The 14,571-nt window shown below is 60.1% G+C and carries 12 protein-coding genes; 4 read left to right on the top strand and 8 right to left on the bottom strand.

Features of this window, described 5'->3' with window-relative positions; genetic code table 11:
* Positions 1–91 precede the first annotated feature (91 nt).
* The 6 genes from PAE61_RS13190 to PAE61_RS13215 form a co-directional block, all read right to left on the bottom strand.
* Positions 92–1,444, bottom strand: a complete 1,353-nt coding sequence (locus PAE61_RS13190; protein ID WP_271112840.1) for an alanine/glycine:cation symporter family protein — start codon at positions 1,442–1,444, stop codon at positions 92–94.
* A 150-nt stretch (positions 1,445–1,594) separates the two neighbouring features.
* Positions 1,595–2,041: a DUF6173 family protein gene (locus tag PAE61_RS13195; RefSeq protein ID WP_271112841.1), complete on the bottom strand. Its 447-nt coding sequence runs from the start codon at positions 2,039–2,041 to the stop codon at positions 1,595–1,597.
* Between the two features lie 183 nt (positions 2,042–2,224).
* Positions 2,225–3,307, bottom strand: a complete 1,083-nt coding sequence (gene pheS / locus PAE61_RS13200) for a phenylalanine--tRNA ligase subunit alpha (protein WP_271112842.1) — start codon at positions 3,305–3,307, stop codon at positions 2,225–2,227.
* A gap of 138 nt (positions 3,308–3,445) precedes the next feature.
* Positions 3,446–4,924 (bottom strand): alanine/glycine:cation symporter family protein, encoded by a 1,479-nt coding sequence (locus PAE61_RS13205; protein WP_271112843.1) that lies wholly within the window; start codon positions 4,922–4,924, stop codon positions 3,446–3,448.
* Between the two features lie 142 nt (positions 4,925–5,066).
* On the bottom strand, positions 5,067–6,167 hold the full coding sequence (locus PAE61_RS13210) for a pyridoxal phosphate-dependent aminotransferase (protein WP_271112844.1): 1,101 nt from the start codon (positions 6,165–6,167) through the stop codon (positions 5,067–5,069).
* Positions 6,167–7,216 (bottom strand): zinc-ribbon domain-containing protein, encoded by a 1,050-nt coding sequence (locus tag PAE61_RS13215; protein ID WP_271112845.1) that lies wholly within the window; start codon positions 7,214–7,216, stop codon positions 6,167–6,169. Before PAE61_RS13215 ends, PAE61_RS13210 begins: the two co-directional genes overlap by 1 nt.
* A 114-nt stretch (positions 7,217–7,330) precedes the next feature.
* On the opposite strand from PAE61_RS13215, the gene PAE61_RS13220 reads away from it, so the two are divergent.
* From PAE61_RS13220 to PAE61_RS13235, 4 genes are all read left to right on the top strand, one after another.
* On the top strand, positions 7,331–8,008 hold the full coding sequence (locus tag PAE61_RS13220) for a cell division ATP-binding protein FtsE (protein WP_271112846.1): 678 nt from the start codon (positions 7,331–7,333) through the stop codon (positions 8,006–8,008).
* A complete protein-coding gene (locus PAE61_RS13225) occupies positions 8,005–8,931 on the top strand; it encodes a cell division protein FtsX (protein WP_271112847.1) in 927 nt (308 codons plus the stop codon). Before PAE61_RS13220 ends, PAE61_RS13225 begins: the two co-directional genes overlap by 4 nt.
* On the top strand, positions 8,928–9,743 hold the full coding sequence (locus tag PAE61_RS13230; RefSeq protein WP_271112848.1) for a lysophospholipid acyltransferase family protein: 816 nt from the start codon (positions 8,928–8,930) through the stop codon (positions 9,741–9,743). Before PAE61_RS13225 ends, PAE61_RS13230 begins: the two co-directional genes overlap by 4 nt.
* Positions 9,744–9,867: 124 nt before the next feature.
* Complete coding sequence (locus tag PAE61_RS13235) at positions 9,868–10,155, top strand: hypothetical protein (RefSeq protein ID WP_271112849.1); 288 nt, start codon at positions 9,868–9,870, stop codon at positions 10,153–10,155.
* Between the two features lie 75 nt (positions 10,156–10,230).
* Here PAE61_RS13235 and metH read toward each other — a convergent pair whose 3' ends face one another.
* Positions 10,231–13,965 carry a methionine synthase gene (gene metH, locus PAE61_RS13240; RefSeq protein ID WP_271112850.1) on the bottom strand — a complete coding sequence of 1,245 codons (3,735 nt, stop codon included), beginning with the start codon at positions 13,963–13,965 and terminating at the stop codon, positions 10,231–10,233.
* A gap of 184 nt (positions 13,966–14,149) precedes the next feature.
* On the bottom strand, positions 14,150–14,467 hold the full coding sequence (locus tag PAE61_RS13245) for a hypothetical protein (RefSeq protein ID WP_271112851.1): 318 nt from the start codon (positions 14,465–14,467) through the stop codon (positions 14,150–14,152).
* Positions 14,468–14,571 lie beyond the last annotated feature (104 nt).

Genomic DNA, 14,571 nt, shown 5'->3' on the forward strand with positions numbered 1-14,571 from the left:
CATATGCGCCCGCCCCCGACCGGGGACGAGCGTCGTTTCATGTCTTCAACCCCTCACAGGCCGGGGCGTCAACCCCGGCAAGAGGCAAAGCTCAGCGTTTCTGGTCGCTTTCCAGATATTCGCGGGTCAGCATCACCACGACCGGCGACAGGGCGATCAGCGAAATCAGGTTCGGAATCGCCATCAGAGCATTCAGCGTATCCGCAACCAGCCAAGCGAAATCCAACGTCACAACCGTGCCGATGAACACCGCAATCGTCCAGACCACGCGGAACGGCATGGCGGCTTTCGTCCCCAGAAGAAACTCCCAGCAACGTTCGCCGTAATAGGCCCACCCGAGAATCGTGGTGAATGCGAACACGGCCAGAAGCAGCGCCAGCAACTCCTCTCCGAAGCCCGGCAGCGCGGATTCGAAGGCCGCTGCCGACAATGCGGCACCGGAATCGCCCGAGGTCCATACGCCGGTCACCATGATCGCAAGCGCCGTCATGGTGCAGATGATGATCGTGTCGATGAAGGTTCCCATCATTCCGATCATGCCGGAATAGACCGGGTCCTTCGTGCGACCCGCAGCCTGCGCGATCCCGGCGGTTCCCAGACCGGCCTCGTTCGAGAAGATGCCGCGTGCGACACCGAAGCGGATCCCGTGCATCACTGCTGCACCCGCAAAGCCCCCAACAGCAGAGGTCGGAGAGAATGCCGAGGTGATGATCGTCATCAGAGCTCCGGGCAGCGCGGTGATATTCAGCAGCAGCACAACCAGAACCGCGACAACATAGATCACCGCCATCGCCGGGATCAGCTTTTCGGCGACAGCACCGATCCGCTTGATACCGCCGAGAATGACCGCTCCGGTCAGTGCGGCGACGACAACGCCGGTCACCCAGCCGGGCAGACCGAAGGCGGTATTCATCGCCTCGGAAATCGAGTTCGACTGAACCATGTTCCCGATCCCGAACCCGGCAAGCCCGCCGAAAATCGCAAAGGCCACGGCCAGCCAGCCCCAGTTTGCTCCGAGACCGTTCTTGATCGCATACATCGGGCCGCCCGCATGTTCGCCCCGGTCATCGACCTCACGATATTTCACGGCGACGACGACCTCGGCATATTTCGTGGCCATGCCGACAAAGGCGGTCATCCACATCCAGAACACCGCACCCGGCCCGCCAAGAGCGATGGCGGTCGCGACGCCTGCGATATTCCCGGTGCCGATCGTTGCCGACAGCGTGGTCATCAGCGCGGCAAACGGGGTGATCTCACCATCGCCGATATCGTCCGGTATCCGGCTTTTGCGGACCATTTTCAGGCCGTATCCGATCTTGCGAATCGGCATGAATCCCAGCCGGATCTGTAGATAAAGCCCGGTCCCGAGGATCAATACGATCATCGGAACGCCCCAGACGATACCGTTCACCCAGCCTACAAATGAGTTAATCGCTTCCATAGCCTCCCTTCCTTCTGTTTTTTCAAGGATATGAAGGAAGAGGCGATATTTGTCGAGCTTCCTGCGGCAGGACAGGCGATCACAAGCCGTTGCCGGAGAAGCAACATAGCCCGAACTTATTGCACAGCCTCGCGATATTTCCGGGAAGAACTAAAGATCCGCACCGAATCCGATGCGATACGGTTCTTGTTCCGCCACAGGTGGCACGGCGATCAGCAGAAAGTTCAGTTGCGAGACATGCTGCACAACCGCAACCTGCGCCTGACCGTCCAGCAGCCCATAGAATTCGATTATACTGGGATTGCGATACCCCATCCCGCGCACATGCAGCGCCTTCTCGCCGCCGAAATTCGCAAGCTGGATACCAAGCTCGTAATTCTCCGGCAGCGTCGCCTGAAAATCCTTCACACGCGTGATGAGGTGATCATAAACCTGCTCTGCCGCCTGTATCACCGCCTGATCGGCAGCATCGCACACAGCTTCCGTGGGCAAGGCCGGAACCGGCGCGGGAGGCTTATCCTGCGCCTTCTTTTCGGAGGGCCTCGCCTGATCCGAAGCTTTTGCGTCCTTGCGGGTTTTGGAGGTCTTTTTACTCATACCCCCAAAATCGTCCGTATCGCCGCGCTTGTCCATGATTGTTCTCGCGACACGATCTGCAGGCTGAACGAACTCACGACGTTCAGCATCCGAAAGATGCCAGTATCGCAACGACCCTATGCACAGCTCATCGGCAAAAAGCCGGATCGTCCCTCTTACAGACCCATCATGAGGTATCGGGGTTTACCGCGATAGTCCGCCCGGCACACTCGGCACATCTCCTGCGGCGAAACCGTAATGACGCAACCACCGCAGATCGCTCTCGAAGAAGGCGCGCAGATCGGGGATGCCGTATTTCAGCATTGCCAGGCGGTCGATGCCCATGCCGAACGCAAAGCCCTGCCACTCGGAGGAATCGACACCGGCGGCTTCCAGCACTTTGGGATGGACCATGCCGGAGCCAAGGATCTCCATCCACGAATCGCCCTCACCGATCTGCAATTTGCCGCCTTCCCATGAGCAGCGGATATCGACCTCGGCGGAAGGCTCGGTGAAGGGGAAATGAGAGGCGCGGAAACGCAGTTCGACTTTTTCGACCTCGAAAAAGGCGCGGCAGAATTCCTCAAGCACCCATTTCAGATTGGCCATCGAGATATCGCGACCGATTGCCAGTCCCTCGACCTGATGGAACATCGGCGTATGGGTCTGGTCCATATCCATCCGGTACACCCGGCCTGGCGCGATGACGCGGATCGGCGCTCCGGTCTTTTCCATCGCGCGGATCTGCACCGGAGAGGTATGCGTACGCAGCACATGGGGCGGACGGTCGTCGCCCTCGGCCCGGTGCATGAAGAATGTATCATGTTCCTGCCGCGCGGGATGCTCCGGCGGGATATTCAGCGCGTCGAAATTATACCAGTCGCTTTCGACCTGAGGCCCTTCGGCGACGGCAAAGCCCATATCGGCGAAGATCTGGGTGACCTCTTCCATCACCTGACTGACCGGGTGGATACTGCCCTGAGGGCGCGGACGGCCTGGCATGGTCACATCCAGCCACTCATCCCGAAGCCTTGCATCAAGCGCGGCATCCTCAAGCGCCGCCTTGCGGGCGCGAAGGGCGGCGTCGATTTCGTCCTTCAGCCGGTTCATCGCCGGTCCCGCGATCTGCCGCTCTTCCGGGGTCATCTTGCCCAGTTCGCGCATCTTCAGGCTGATCTCGCCCTTCTTTCCAAGCGCGGCAAGGCGCACCTCTTCCAGCGCGGAGGCGTCGGAAGCATCGGCCACGCGGCCCAGATAGGTTGAACGAAGCGTTTCTAGATCGGTCATCGGCGTCATCCTGAGTTGCGTGGGCGGCTTAACATGGCTCGGCGGGCGGTAAAAGAGACTGACCGCACAGCACGGCTAGACGGAAACGCCCGCCCCGGATGACCGGGACGGGCGCTGAATTACCGGCTGGCGAGGTGCTCAGCTCCAGATTTCGCGATTCACGCCGGGGGCGATATCGGGATATTGCGAGATGTGGAAGCTTGGCTCTTCGCCCACTTTCCGCTTGGCCAGATAATCGCGCGTCACCACGGTCACCGTTCCCGACAGCAGGACGATCGCGATCAGGTTGATCGTCGCCATCAGACCCATCGAGGCATCCGCGAAGTTGAACACGGTCGCCACTGCCTGAGACGCACCCCAGATCACCATCGCCATCGCCGCAAGACGCAGCGCGATTATGCCGCCCTTGCCGCCGCCCAGATGGACGACTGCGTTTTCGGCATAGGAGTAGTTCCCGATGATCGAGGTGAACGCGAAGAAGAAAATCGCGACGCCCACGAAGATCTGCCCGAAATTGCCGAAATGATCCCCGAGCGCAGCCTGAGTCAGGTTGACGCCCATCAGCTCCTCGGACGGGGTGACATCAGCGAGCAGGATCATCACAGCCGTAGCAGTGCAGACCAACAGCGTATCGATGAACACACCAAGCGCCTGCACAAAGCCCTGACTAGAGGGGTGATGCGGTGCGGGCGTTGCAACCGCCGCGATATTCGGCGCCGAGCCCATACCGGCTTCGTTCGAGAACAGCCCGCGCTTGATGCCGTTCATCGCCGCGGCCATCACACCGCCGGCCACACCGCCAACCGTTTCCTGAAGCCCGAACGCGTTCAGCACGATCCCGCCGAGAATGCCCGGTACGCGGTCGATATTCATCAGCAGCGCCACGATTGCCGCCAGCAGATACAGCGCCGCCATCGGAGGAACCACCAGTTCCGCCACCCGCGCAATCTGCGGGATGCCGCCGAAGATGATGATCCCGGCCAGAATGGCCAGCGACACACCGATCACCAGCTTAGCTACCACGAACGCGCCGATTTCGTCGCCGGTCGCGGGTTGGACCCATCCCCATTGAACCAGCATCGCCTCGACCGGGGCGGCGGTCGCCTCGGCGATAGAGTTCGCCTGCACGGCGTTGAAGATCAGGCCGAATGACAGGATCAGTGCGACGGAAAAGATCGCCGCAAGCCAGGGCGCGTTCAGGCCGCGCGAGATATAGGCCGCAGGCCCGCCGCGATACATCCCGTCCGGCCCGTGCGTCTTGTAAAGCTGCGCCAGCGTCGATTCCGCATAAGCCGTTGCCATACCGACAAGTGCGACCATCCACATCCAGAAGATCGCCCCCGGCCCGCCAAGTGTCAGGGCCACTGCGACTCCGGCGATATTTCCGGTGCCGACGCGGCTGGCCAGCGAGACGGTCAGTGCCTGAAACGGAGAAATCCCATCCTTGTCGGTCTTGTCCGACGAGGTGACGCAGCGCCACATTTCCCCGAAATGCGCAAACTGGATGAAGCCAAGACGAAGCGTAAAATAAATTCCGACAGCCAGAAGGCCATAAATCAGAATATATCCCCAGAACAGGCCATTCGCCCAGTCTACCAGACCGTTGATGTAATCCATATTTTCCTCAGTCCCTCACGCGGCTGTTTTGCATAAACTTAACATTCGCGTGAGCAGCAGCAAGCACCGACTGATTCTGGCGCAGCGCAGGTTCGCCTGTGTGTCATTGAGGCCGTGACGGTATCCGGCTCCCCGCGTCGCCTCAGTCAGTCCCCGCTGCGCGAAGCGCCTTGGGCAGAGCCGCCGCAAATGCGTCAAGCTGATCAGAGGGACCGCAGGAGACCCGGATACAACGATCCAGAGGCGCGACGCCAGGCATCCGGACAAACACGCCTTCTTTCTCAAGCCCGGCAAGCACCGCGCGGGCATATGCGCCGTCGCGACCGCAATCGACGGCAACGAAATTCGTCGCCGAGGGCAGCGCGGTCAGCCCGTTATCTGCGGCAATCTCTGCAATCCGGTTTCTTGCGCCGGAGACATGCGATCTGATCTGCGAAAGCCAGCTCTCATCTTCCAGCGCCGCAAGTGCTCCGGCCTGAGCAATCCTGTTCACGCCGAAATGGTTGCGGATGCGGTCGAACCCCGCGATCAGATCCTTCGCGCCGATCGCATAGCCGATCCGTGCGCCCGCCATGCCATAAGCCTTGGAAAAAGTGCGCATCCGGATGACCCGCGTATCGTCCGCGTCGATATCCGGCAACGCGGTATCAGGAGCAAACTCGGCATAGGCCTCATCCAGCACAAGCAGGGATCCATCGGGGATGCGCGACAGCATCTCCTCTATGACCTTTCCGTCAAGCCAGCTTCCCATCGGATTATCGGGGTTGGCCAGATAGATCAGCCGCGCCTGTTTTTCAGCCGCACGCTTCAACAGCGCTTCGGGGTCTTCATGATCGTTGCGATACGGTACTTTCGATATCTCGCCGCCAAATCCTGCAACGTGATAGTTGAAGGTCGGATAGCCGCCCTCAGAGGTCACAACGACATCACCGGGGGCGACGATCAACCGGACAAGCAGGCCCAGAAGCCCGTCAATCCCTTCACCAATCATGATATTCTCTGCCGCGACACCGTGATGCCGGGCAAGAGCATGACGCAAATCGAAACTCTCTGCGTCGCCGTACTTCCATATCTCGGACGCGGCCACCCTCATCGCCTCGATGGCGCGGGGAGACGGGCCGAAGCCGTTTTCATTTGCGCCAAGCCGCGCGATATATGGTGCAGCGCGTTGGCGTTCCTGCGTTTCCGGGCCGATAAAAGGCACGGTCTGCGGCAGTTTCTCGGGGATCGGAGCAAAGCGCATCAGCCTGCCCTGCCTGTCAGGGATTGCAAACCGCTCCGCAAGCTGTCGATCCAGCCTATCGCATCCGCAACCGGCTGCGGCGCATTTCCCTCGCTAACCCATGACGCGCAGGCGAGGTAAGCCACAAGCAGCGCCGCCGTGACCAGCAAGGAGCGAACGAAGCCTGCGCGATAGCCCCGTGCATCATTCGCTGCACCAGCCGAGTGGGCTGCCCGGGTAGGCTCCGGTTCCTCCTCCGGTTCCTCATGCCGCAAGGTCGCGGCGATCTGTTCGGCATCAGGCAAAGGCTTGCGCTGTGGCGATGTCACATTTTCCGACCGATCCACCTTGCGAGGTGTTTCTGCCGGTGACGCCTCCTCTGCCTGCGCGATAACATCTTCGCTCAGCCTGCGTTTCGGCGCAGAGGCCAGAATCGGCGTGGGCGACAGACCCATTTCCGCGCTAGATGAAGCGCGTTTCGGCTTCGGCTCGCTGCGAGCAATCACGCGCGGCTCGGAATCGTCAGGTTCTGTCACCGTGGTTGCAGGCCAGTCGCCGAAATTCGATTGCGGCATCCCGGCAGGCTGATCGGGGGTGGTGGTTGGGATATTCGGGGGCCTCTGAGGACCGCCCTTCGCATCCGGAACCTCGCCGCCGGGTGTCTTGGGCGCGACCTCCTTCGCGACCGCTGGATTGTCCTGCCCATTCCGGGTTTTCGCCGCCCGGCGGGCGGAAAGCTCTCTGGCGGTTTCCTCGCGCAGAATCGACAGAACATCCTCTGGCAGAGGGCGCTGCAAGGGCGGCGCCGCTCCGAGATCTCCGGGCGCAGCCTCGACCGAACGGCCACCAGCCTCATGTCGCAGATCCTCAGACAGGCCGCGCTGTGTCAGCCCGGGGACAGACCGGCCCGGCGTCTCAGCCGGTTGCGGCCTGTCTTCCGTCACGGCGTCCGCCGCGGCTTGCTGCCAGACATACGCACAGGCGGAACATTCGACCTCACGCCCCTCGGGCGGAATCATATGCGCCGGCACCTCGTACTGCGCGTTGCATTTCGGGCAAATCAGCCGCATTGGTCGTCCTGTCAAAAGCTGCACCGTTTCTGGCATTCCGCGTCGGTCTGTTCTATCAACGCAACGCCCGGCTTCCAAGCGCCGCGGCACCATAAGAGCGCCAAGGAGGCCCCTTTGATCGAAATGCAGGACGTGTCCTTTGGGTATCGCGAAGGCGGATCCTTGCTGTCGGACATGAATTTAAGCCTGCCGGCGGGTTCGTTTCATTTTCTGACCGGTCCGTCGGGATCGGGGAAAACCACGTTTCTGAGGCTGTGCTACGCCGATCTGCTGCCAAGCAGCGGCAGGCTGTCAGCATTCGGCCATGACGTAAACGGCCTGTCGCGCGACGGTATCGCGATGCTGCGGCGCAAGGTCGGAGTCCTGCATCAGGATGCACAATTTCTTGATCACCTGCCCGTCGCCGAGAATATCGCGCTGCCGCTGACCGTAGCGCATCAGCCGGTCGATATGCGTGCCCTGAAAGAGCTGCTCGGCTGGGTCGGAATGACCAATCACGCCCGCGCCACGCCGCCCTCGCTTTCGGGCGGAGAGCGGCAGCGGGCAGCGCTTGCCCGCGCGGTCATTATGTCTCCGGATTTCGTGATGGCGGACGAACCAACGGGCAATCTCGACTGGGAAATGTCGCTGCGTCTGCTTCAGCTTCTGGTCGAGTTGAACCGCTCGGGCAAGACCGTGCTGATCGCGACGCATGACATGGACCTGATCCGGGCGGCTAGGCAGATGGAAGTTCAGGCGCGGGTTTTACGCATTTCGGGCAGACAGGTTCAACTGGCAGGGGCGGATCTATGAAGGTGGATCTCAAGCAGGTCGACTGGCGCAGCCTCTGGCGCGGACTGGTCGGGCGGGACACGGGCGGAACCGGGCGGATCGTGCCTTCTACCGGGTTTACCGCGCAGCTTACCCTGCTGACAGCGGGCGCGATGGCGTTTCTGGCGGTGTTTGCACTGGCGCTCAGCATGGCGACGGGGCGGCTGGCGGAACGCTGGTCGCAATCGCTGGCGCAGACGGTCACGGTGCGGGTCTCTGCCCCGATAGATGAAATCGAAACCCTGACCGGACGGGTCATGGGAATTCTGGAACAGACCCCCGGAATTGCCGAAGCCCGGATGCTGCCTGAAGAAGAGGTCGAGGATCTGCTGACGCCGTGGTTCGGCCCGGATGTGCCGGTCTCTGCCCTGCCCGTTCCGCGCCTGATCGAGATCCGCGAGGGTGGCAACGAATTCGACGCGGAGGGCCTGCAGATGCGGCTTGAGGCAGAGACCCCCGGAGCCGTGCTGGACGACCATACCAGATGGCGGCAACCTCTGGTATCGGCGGCGCACAGGCTGCGGGTGCTCGGGGTAATTTCGCTTGGGCTGATCGCGGCGGCGGGTGCGGCGATGATGGCTCTGGCGGCGCAATCCTCTCTGGCCGCGAATGGTCAGGTCATCCGGGTGCTGAGGCTGATCGGCGCACGCGACGTCACCATCGCGCAGGCCTTTGTCCGCCGCTTCACGCGCCGCGCAGCGCTTGGCGCGGCAGCCGGGACGCTGCTCGGGATGATCGCAATCGCGCTTTTGCCGGGAATGGATGAGGCAGGAGGCTTCCTGACCGGGCTCGGTTTCCGCGGATGGGGCTGGCTCTGGCCGCTTCTGATCCCGCTTATCGCAACGGCGGTCGGCTTTTTCGCAACAAGATGGGCGGCGCTGCGCATGCTGCGGGCGGTGCCATGATCGGCCCCTTGCTACGCCGGGAAGAGGCCGCGCATTATTCGCCCGTACCCCGGTCGAACGGCGCATTCGGTTATGTCTGCGCCGTCACCTATTACATCCATGTCGGGCTTGCCACGGTGGTGCTGGGGACATGGGGGATGCTGACTCAGATCCGCAAGGGACGGCGCGGTGCAAACCGGGTAGCGACGATCTGGATCGGCTATATGTTGCGGGCGGCGCGGTGGCATAACGGCGTCGCCGTCGAAATTCGCGGAGAGCCGCCGCAGCGTGGCGAAGACGCCCTGATCGCCGCAAAACACCAGAGCTTTCTGGACATTCTCGCCATCGCAAGCGCCGCCGGACGCCGCGCCTTCGTCATGAAGCGCGAGATCATGCATATCCCGATCATGGGCTGGTACGCACGAGAGGTCGGCTGCATCCCGATCGACCGCACACGCGGGCGCGACGCGATGGGACAGATCATCCGCCAGATCCGCGAGCGTATGGCGTCCGAGGACGGTGTCGGACATCTGATCGTCTATCCCGAGGGAACCAGAACCCGACCGGGAGAGCACCGCCCCTATAAACACGGTGTCGGCACGATCCATCTGGAAACCGGCCTGCCGGTCTGGCCGGTCGCGGTGAATTGCGGCATGTTCTGGCCCAAACGCGGCATTCCCATAGCATCCGGTCGCGCCGTCATCGAATTCCTTCCGCCCATGCAGGCCGAACCCGGAGAATCGCGTGACGATTTCATCGCCCGATTGCGCGAAACCATCGAAACGCGCAGCGACGCCCTTATGCAAGAGGCTGGCTCGGGTCCGGCATCATAATACCTTTAGATTATCTTGAATACTGGCTTTATCGCCAATTGCACGTGCTGATTGTGAAGTTATCATCCGTGACATAGCGTGAACACATAAACTGATGAATTAACCTGGACAGGAACATACTAACATGATCAAAACTGCCGTCATCGCCTGTGTCGCTATTGGTACATTGGCAGCTTGTAATATCACGCCGGAGCAATACGAATCAGATCCTGTCCTGGCGGATTCGCCGATGGGGCCGGTGACCTGCCAGATTTACACCCATGAGCAGGTGACCTGGGATCGTTCGATTGCCCGCCCTGAGCAAATGGATGTCAAAACGGCAGATGCGATTTGCTGGGAAGAAGGTCGGCAGATCCTCGAAGGTAAAGAGCCGGTTTATGCTCCGACTGTCACTGCGGTTGCACCGCTCTGATCGCGCGTTTTATCTAAAACCCAAAGCATTCAGGAAAGGCCGCGCGAAAGCTGCGGCCTTTCTTAATTCGGTTCCCTATTCCGCAGCCGTCGCCTGTCCCGGCACATAGTTCAGGATCGGAGCCAGCCAGCGTTCTACCTCGGCCAGATCCATGCCTTTACGGGACGCATAATCCGCTACCTGATCGGCCTCGACCTTAGCGACGCCGAAATAATAGGAGTCAGGATGGCCGATATAGATCCCCGACACCGAAGACCCCGGCCACATTGCCATTGATTCGGTCAGTTCAACCCCGGTCGCCTCTGTCGCATCCAGCAGCTTGAACAATGTCAGTTTTTCAGTGTGATCCGGCTGAGCGGGATAGCCCGGCGCAGGGCGAATGCCGCCATAGCCTTCCCCGATCAGTTCCTCATTCGACAGATCTTCATCGGGCGCATATCCCCAGTGATCGCGGCGCACGCGCTTATGGACCAGTTCGGCCAAAGCCTCGGCAAAACGATCCGACAGCGCCTGAACCATGATTGCGGAATAATCGTCGCCCTGTTGCTTGAATTTCGCCGCAAGCTCATGGTCCTGAGGGCCTGAGGTCACGACAAATCCTCCCAGATAATCGGGCTGTCCCTCGGGTGCCACAAAATCGGCGAGCGCCGCATTCGGCCTGCCCTCACGTTTCGAGACCTGCTGACGCAATGTATAGAACGTCGCCAATTCATCCTTGCGGTTTTCATCGGTGAACAGACGGATATCGTCGCCCACACGGTTTGCAGGCCAGAACCCGATCACGGCACGCGGCCTGAACCAGTTCTCCGAGATGATCTGATCCAGCATCGCTTTGGCATCGGCAAACAGCGCCCGCGCAGCCTCACCCTGTTTTTCATCCTCCAGAATACGAGGATAAACGCCTTTCATTTCCCAGGTCTGGAAAAATGGCGTCCAGTCGATATAGCGGGCAATTTCCGCCAGATCGAAATCATCGATTACACGAGGGCCGAAGAATTTTGGAACCGGCGGCTGCCATTTCCCGAATTCGACCGGAACGGGATTACTGCGGGCATCCGCAAGCGAGAGCCGCTTCTTATTTTTATCGCCGCGATTATATTTTTCCGCAACATCCAGATATTCAGCATTGATATTATCGGCATATTCCGCCCGCTTATCCGAGAGAAGCGAGGACACAACGCCAACGGCCCGGCTGGCATCTGTCACGTAAATCGCCTGCCCCTTGTGATAGCGCGGGTTGATTTTCACCGCCGTATGTACGCGGGATGTCGTCGCCCCGCCGATCAGCAGCGGGATATCGAAACCCTCACGCTCCATTTCGGCAGCGACATGGACCATTTCATCAAGCGACGGCGTGATCAGGCCGGACAAGCCGATAATATCCACCTTCTCGGCCTTCGCAGTTTCCAGAATCTTGGTCGCCGGAACCATGACGCCAAGGTCGATGATCTCATAATTATTGCAGGCCAAAACGACGCCCACGATATTCTTGCCGATATCGTGCACATCGCCCTTTACCGTGGCCATCAGCACCTTGCCATTGCTGCTTTCCTCGCCGGATTCAGCCTTTTCGGCCTCCATATAGGGCAGCAGATGGGCCACGGCCTGTTTCATCACTCGGGCGGATTTCACCACTTGCGGCAGGAACATCTTACCCGCGCCGAACAGGTCGCCCACGACATTCATGCCCGCCATCAATGGCCCTTCGATCACATGCAGAGGACGATCCGCCTTCTGCCGGGCCTCTTCCGTATCGGCGTCGATATATTCGGTAATGCCGTTGACCAGAGCATGTTCCAGCCGCTTTTCAACCGGCCATTCGCGCCATGACAGATCCTTCTCACGCGCCTTCGCCCCGCCCTCGCCACGATATTTCTCGGCGATTTCCAGCATCCGCTCGGTCGCATCGGCACGCCGGTTCTGGACCACATCCTCGCAGGCTTCGCGCAGTTCCTCGTCGATCTGGTCATAGACCGCAAGCTGACCGGCATTGACGATGCCCATATCCATCCCGGCCTGAATGGCGTGATAGAGAAACATCGCATGCATCGCCTCGCGCACAGGTTCATTGCCGCGGAAGCTGAAGGACAGGTTCGACACCCCGCCCGAGATATGCACATGCGGCAGGGTCTGGGTGATGCGGCGGGTGGCGTTGATGAAATCGACACCGTAATTATCGTGCTCTTCGATCCCGGTTGCCACGGCGAAGATATTCGGGTCGAAGATGATATCTTCGGGCGGGAAGCCGATTTCCTGCGTCAGCAGCTCATAAGCGCGGGTGCAGATTTCGACCTTGCGGTTTTCAGTATCGGCCTGCCCGGTCTCGTCGAAGGCCATGACGACCACGGCCGCACCATAGGCGCGGCACAGCCTTGCATGATGCAGAAAGGCCTCCTCGCCCTCCTTGAGGCTGATCGAGTTGACCACCGGCTTGCCCTGAATGCATTTCAGCCCGGCCTCGATCACCTCCCATTTCGAACTGTCCACCATGATCGGAACGCGCGCGATATCAGGCTCGGACGCGATCAGGTTCAGGTAATCGACCATCGCCTTTTCGCTGTCGATCAAACCTTCATCCATGTTCACGTCAATGATCTGAGCACCGTTTTCGACCTGATCCCGCGCCACATCCAGCGCCGCCGCCAGATCGCCATTGGTGATCAGCTTGCGGAAGCGGGCCGAGCCGGTGACATTGGTGCGCTCGCCCACATTCACGAAGGGGATATCGTCGGTCTTGGTAAACGGTTCCAGCCCCGAGAGGCGCAGCAGCGGCTCTTTGTCCGGGATCTCGCGGGGAGGTAGATCCTTCACCGCCTCGGCGATGGCGCGGATATGCTCATAGGTCGAACCGCAGCAGCCCCCGACCACATTCACCAGCCCTTCGCGTGCGAACTCTGCGACCTGAGACGCCATTTGCTCGGGCGTTTCGTCATATTCGCCCATTTCATTGGGAAGCCCCGCATTCGGGTAAGCGCAGACAAGCGTATCCGCCGCGTCTGAGATTTCGGCCAGATGTGGGCGCATGGCTTCGGCGCCGAGAGCGCAGTTCAGCCCCACGGTCAGCGGCTGCGCATGTCGGATCGAGTGCCAGAAGGCCGTTGGCGTCTGTCCCGAAAGCGTCCGGCCCGACAGATCGGTGATCGTACCGGAAATCATCACCGGCAGACGCAGATTATTTTCCGCGAAGACTTTCTCACAGGCAAAAATCGCCGCCTTGGCGTTCAGCGTGTCGAAAATCGTCTCGATCAGGATCAGATCGGCCCCGCCCTCGATCAGGGCACGGGTCTGTTCGGCATAGGCCTCGGCAAGCTGATCGAAGGTCACCGCGCGATAGCCGGGATTATTCACATCCGGGCTGATCGAGGCGGTCCGGTTCGTCGGTCCAAGCGCACCCGCAACGAAACGCGGACGCCCATCCTCGGCCGTGGCGCGGTCCATCGCCTTGCAGGCCAGTCGCGCACCCTCAAAGTTCAGGTCGCGCACACGGTCCTGCAATGCATAATCCGCCTGCGCGATAGTGGTTGAGGAAAATGTGTTGGTTTCCACGATATCCGCGCCCGCTTTGGCATAGAGATAGTGGATTTCCTCGATGGCATCCGGTCGCGTGAGGTTCAGAAGGTCGTTATTGCCCTTCTGCGGATGGTCCGAGTGGATGTGACAGGCACAGCCCGCGCCATGACCAGTGAAATCATCCTCGGACAGGCCAAGCTGCTGGATCTGCGTCCCCATCGCTCCGTCGAGGATAAGAATACGCTGTTTCGCAGCTTTGCGGAGTGTTTCGAAGACAGGAGAAAGAGGAAGCTCGGCCACGGGACCACCTTTTGCGGAGTTCAGACACGGCTTCTAGCAGGGCTTCACGCATTCGACAAATTCATGTGGCGAATAATCTTTATGAATCCGCGTCATGATAGGAAGATCGGATCACCGGAGATCCCGATTCATCCCCAATCCGAAATCTAAACGGCGATCTTGCCTGCCCTGTCAGCATTTGCCTTCACTGACCTGCCCCGGCAGCAGTCTGACCTTCCGCAGTGTTTGTGATCTTGTCAGAATCACCGGATTTGCTATCTTCACCCTCATCTATCTGACTGACCCGGTCCGAGACGACATTGCCGGTTTCGCGGTCATAAACAGATTCGAGGCGGATTTTGTCACGCTCTGCAGTAACCTGGATCTGTGCGCCCTGATCCGAGAACTGAATATTTTCAAATCCCTGTGCAGCAAGCTGTGCCCGCACTTGGTCCTCGGCGAACTGAGCATAAGCAGTGCCTGTGACTGCCATCAGAAGGATTGAAATCAGCGCCGTGCGCATGGCGGGTTCCTTGTGGTTCTTTGACCAATTATGCCGAAAACGGTTCTAAAATCCATCTATACAAGTATTCAATGCCGCGTGATGAGGAATGTTCCCTGCCCTTT

Origin of the sequence: Paracoccus aerodenitrificans, assembly GCF_027913215.1 — a bacterium.
GTDB lineage: Bacteria > Pseudomonadota > Alphaproteobacteria > Rhodobacterales > Rhodobacteraceae > Paracoccus > Paracoccus aerodenitrificans.

What these genes read in the sequence shown, in the direction of transcription:
- PAE61_RS13190 (WP_271112840.1), bottom strand. Translation starts at nt 1,444, where the DNA reads ATGGAAGCGATTAACTCATTTGTAGGCTGGGTGAACGGTATCGTCTGG.
- PAE61_RS13195 (WP_271112841.1), bottom strand. Translation starts at nt 2,041, where the DNA reads ATGAGTAAAAAGACCTCCAAAACCCGCAAGGACGCAAAAGCTTCGGAT.
- pheS (WP_271112842.1), bottom strand. Translation starts at nt 3,307, where the DNA reads ATGACCGATCTAGAAACGCTTCGTTCAACCTATCTGGGCCGCGTGGCC.
- PAE61_RS13205 (WP_271112843.1), bottom strand. Translation starts at nt 4,924, where the DNA reads ATGGATTACATCAACGGTCTGGTAGACTGGGCGAATGGCCTGTTCTGG.
- PAE61_RS13210 (WP_271112844.1), bottom strand. Translation starts at nt 6,167, where the DNA reads ATGCGCTTTGCTCCGATCCCCGAGAAACTGCCGCAGACCGTGCCTTTT.
- PAE61_RS13215 (WP_271112845.1), bottom strand. Translation starts at nt 7,216, where the DNA reads ATGCGGCTGATTTGCCCGAAATGCAACGCGCAGTACGAGGTGCCGGCG.
- PAE61_RS13225 (WP_271112847.1), top strand. Translation starts at nt 8,005, where the DNA reads ATGAAGGTGGATCTCAAGCAGGTCGACTGGCGCAGCCTCTGGCGCGGA.
- PAE61_RS13230 (WP_271112848.1), top strand. Translation starts at nt 8,928, where the DNA reads ATGATCGGCCCCTTGCTACGCCGGGAAGAGGCCGCGCATTATTCGCCC.
- PAE61_RS13235 (WP_271112849.1), top strand. Translation starts at nt 9,868, where the DNA reads ATGATCAAAACTGCCGTCATCGCCTGTGTCGCTATTGGTACATTGGCA.
- PAE61_RS13245 (WP_271112851.1), bottom strand. Translation starts at nt 14,467, where the DNA reads ATGCGCACGGCGCTGATTTCAATCCTTCTGATGGCAGTCACAGGCACT.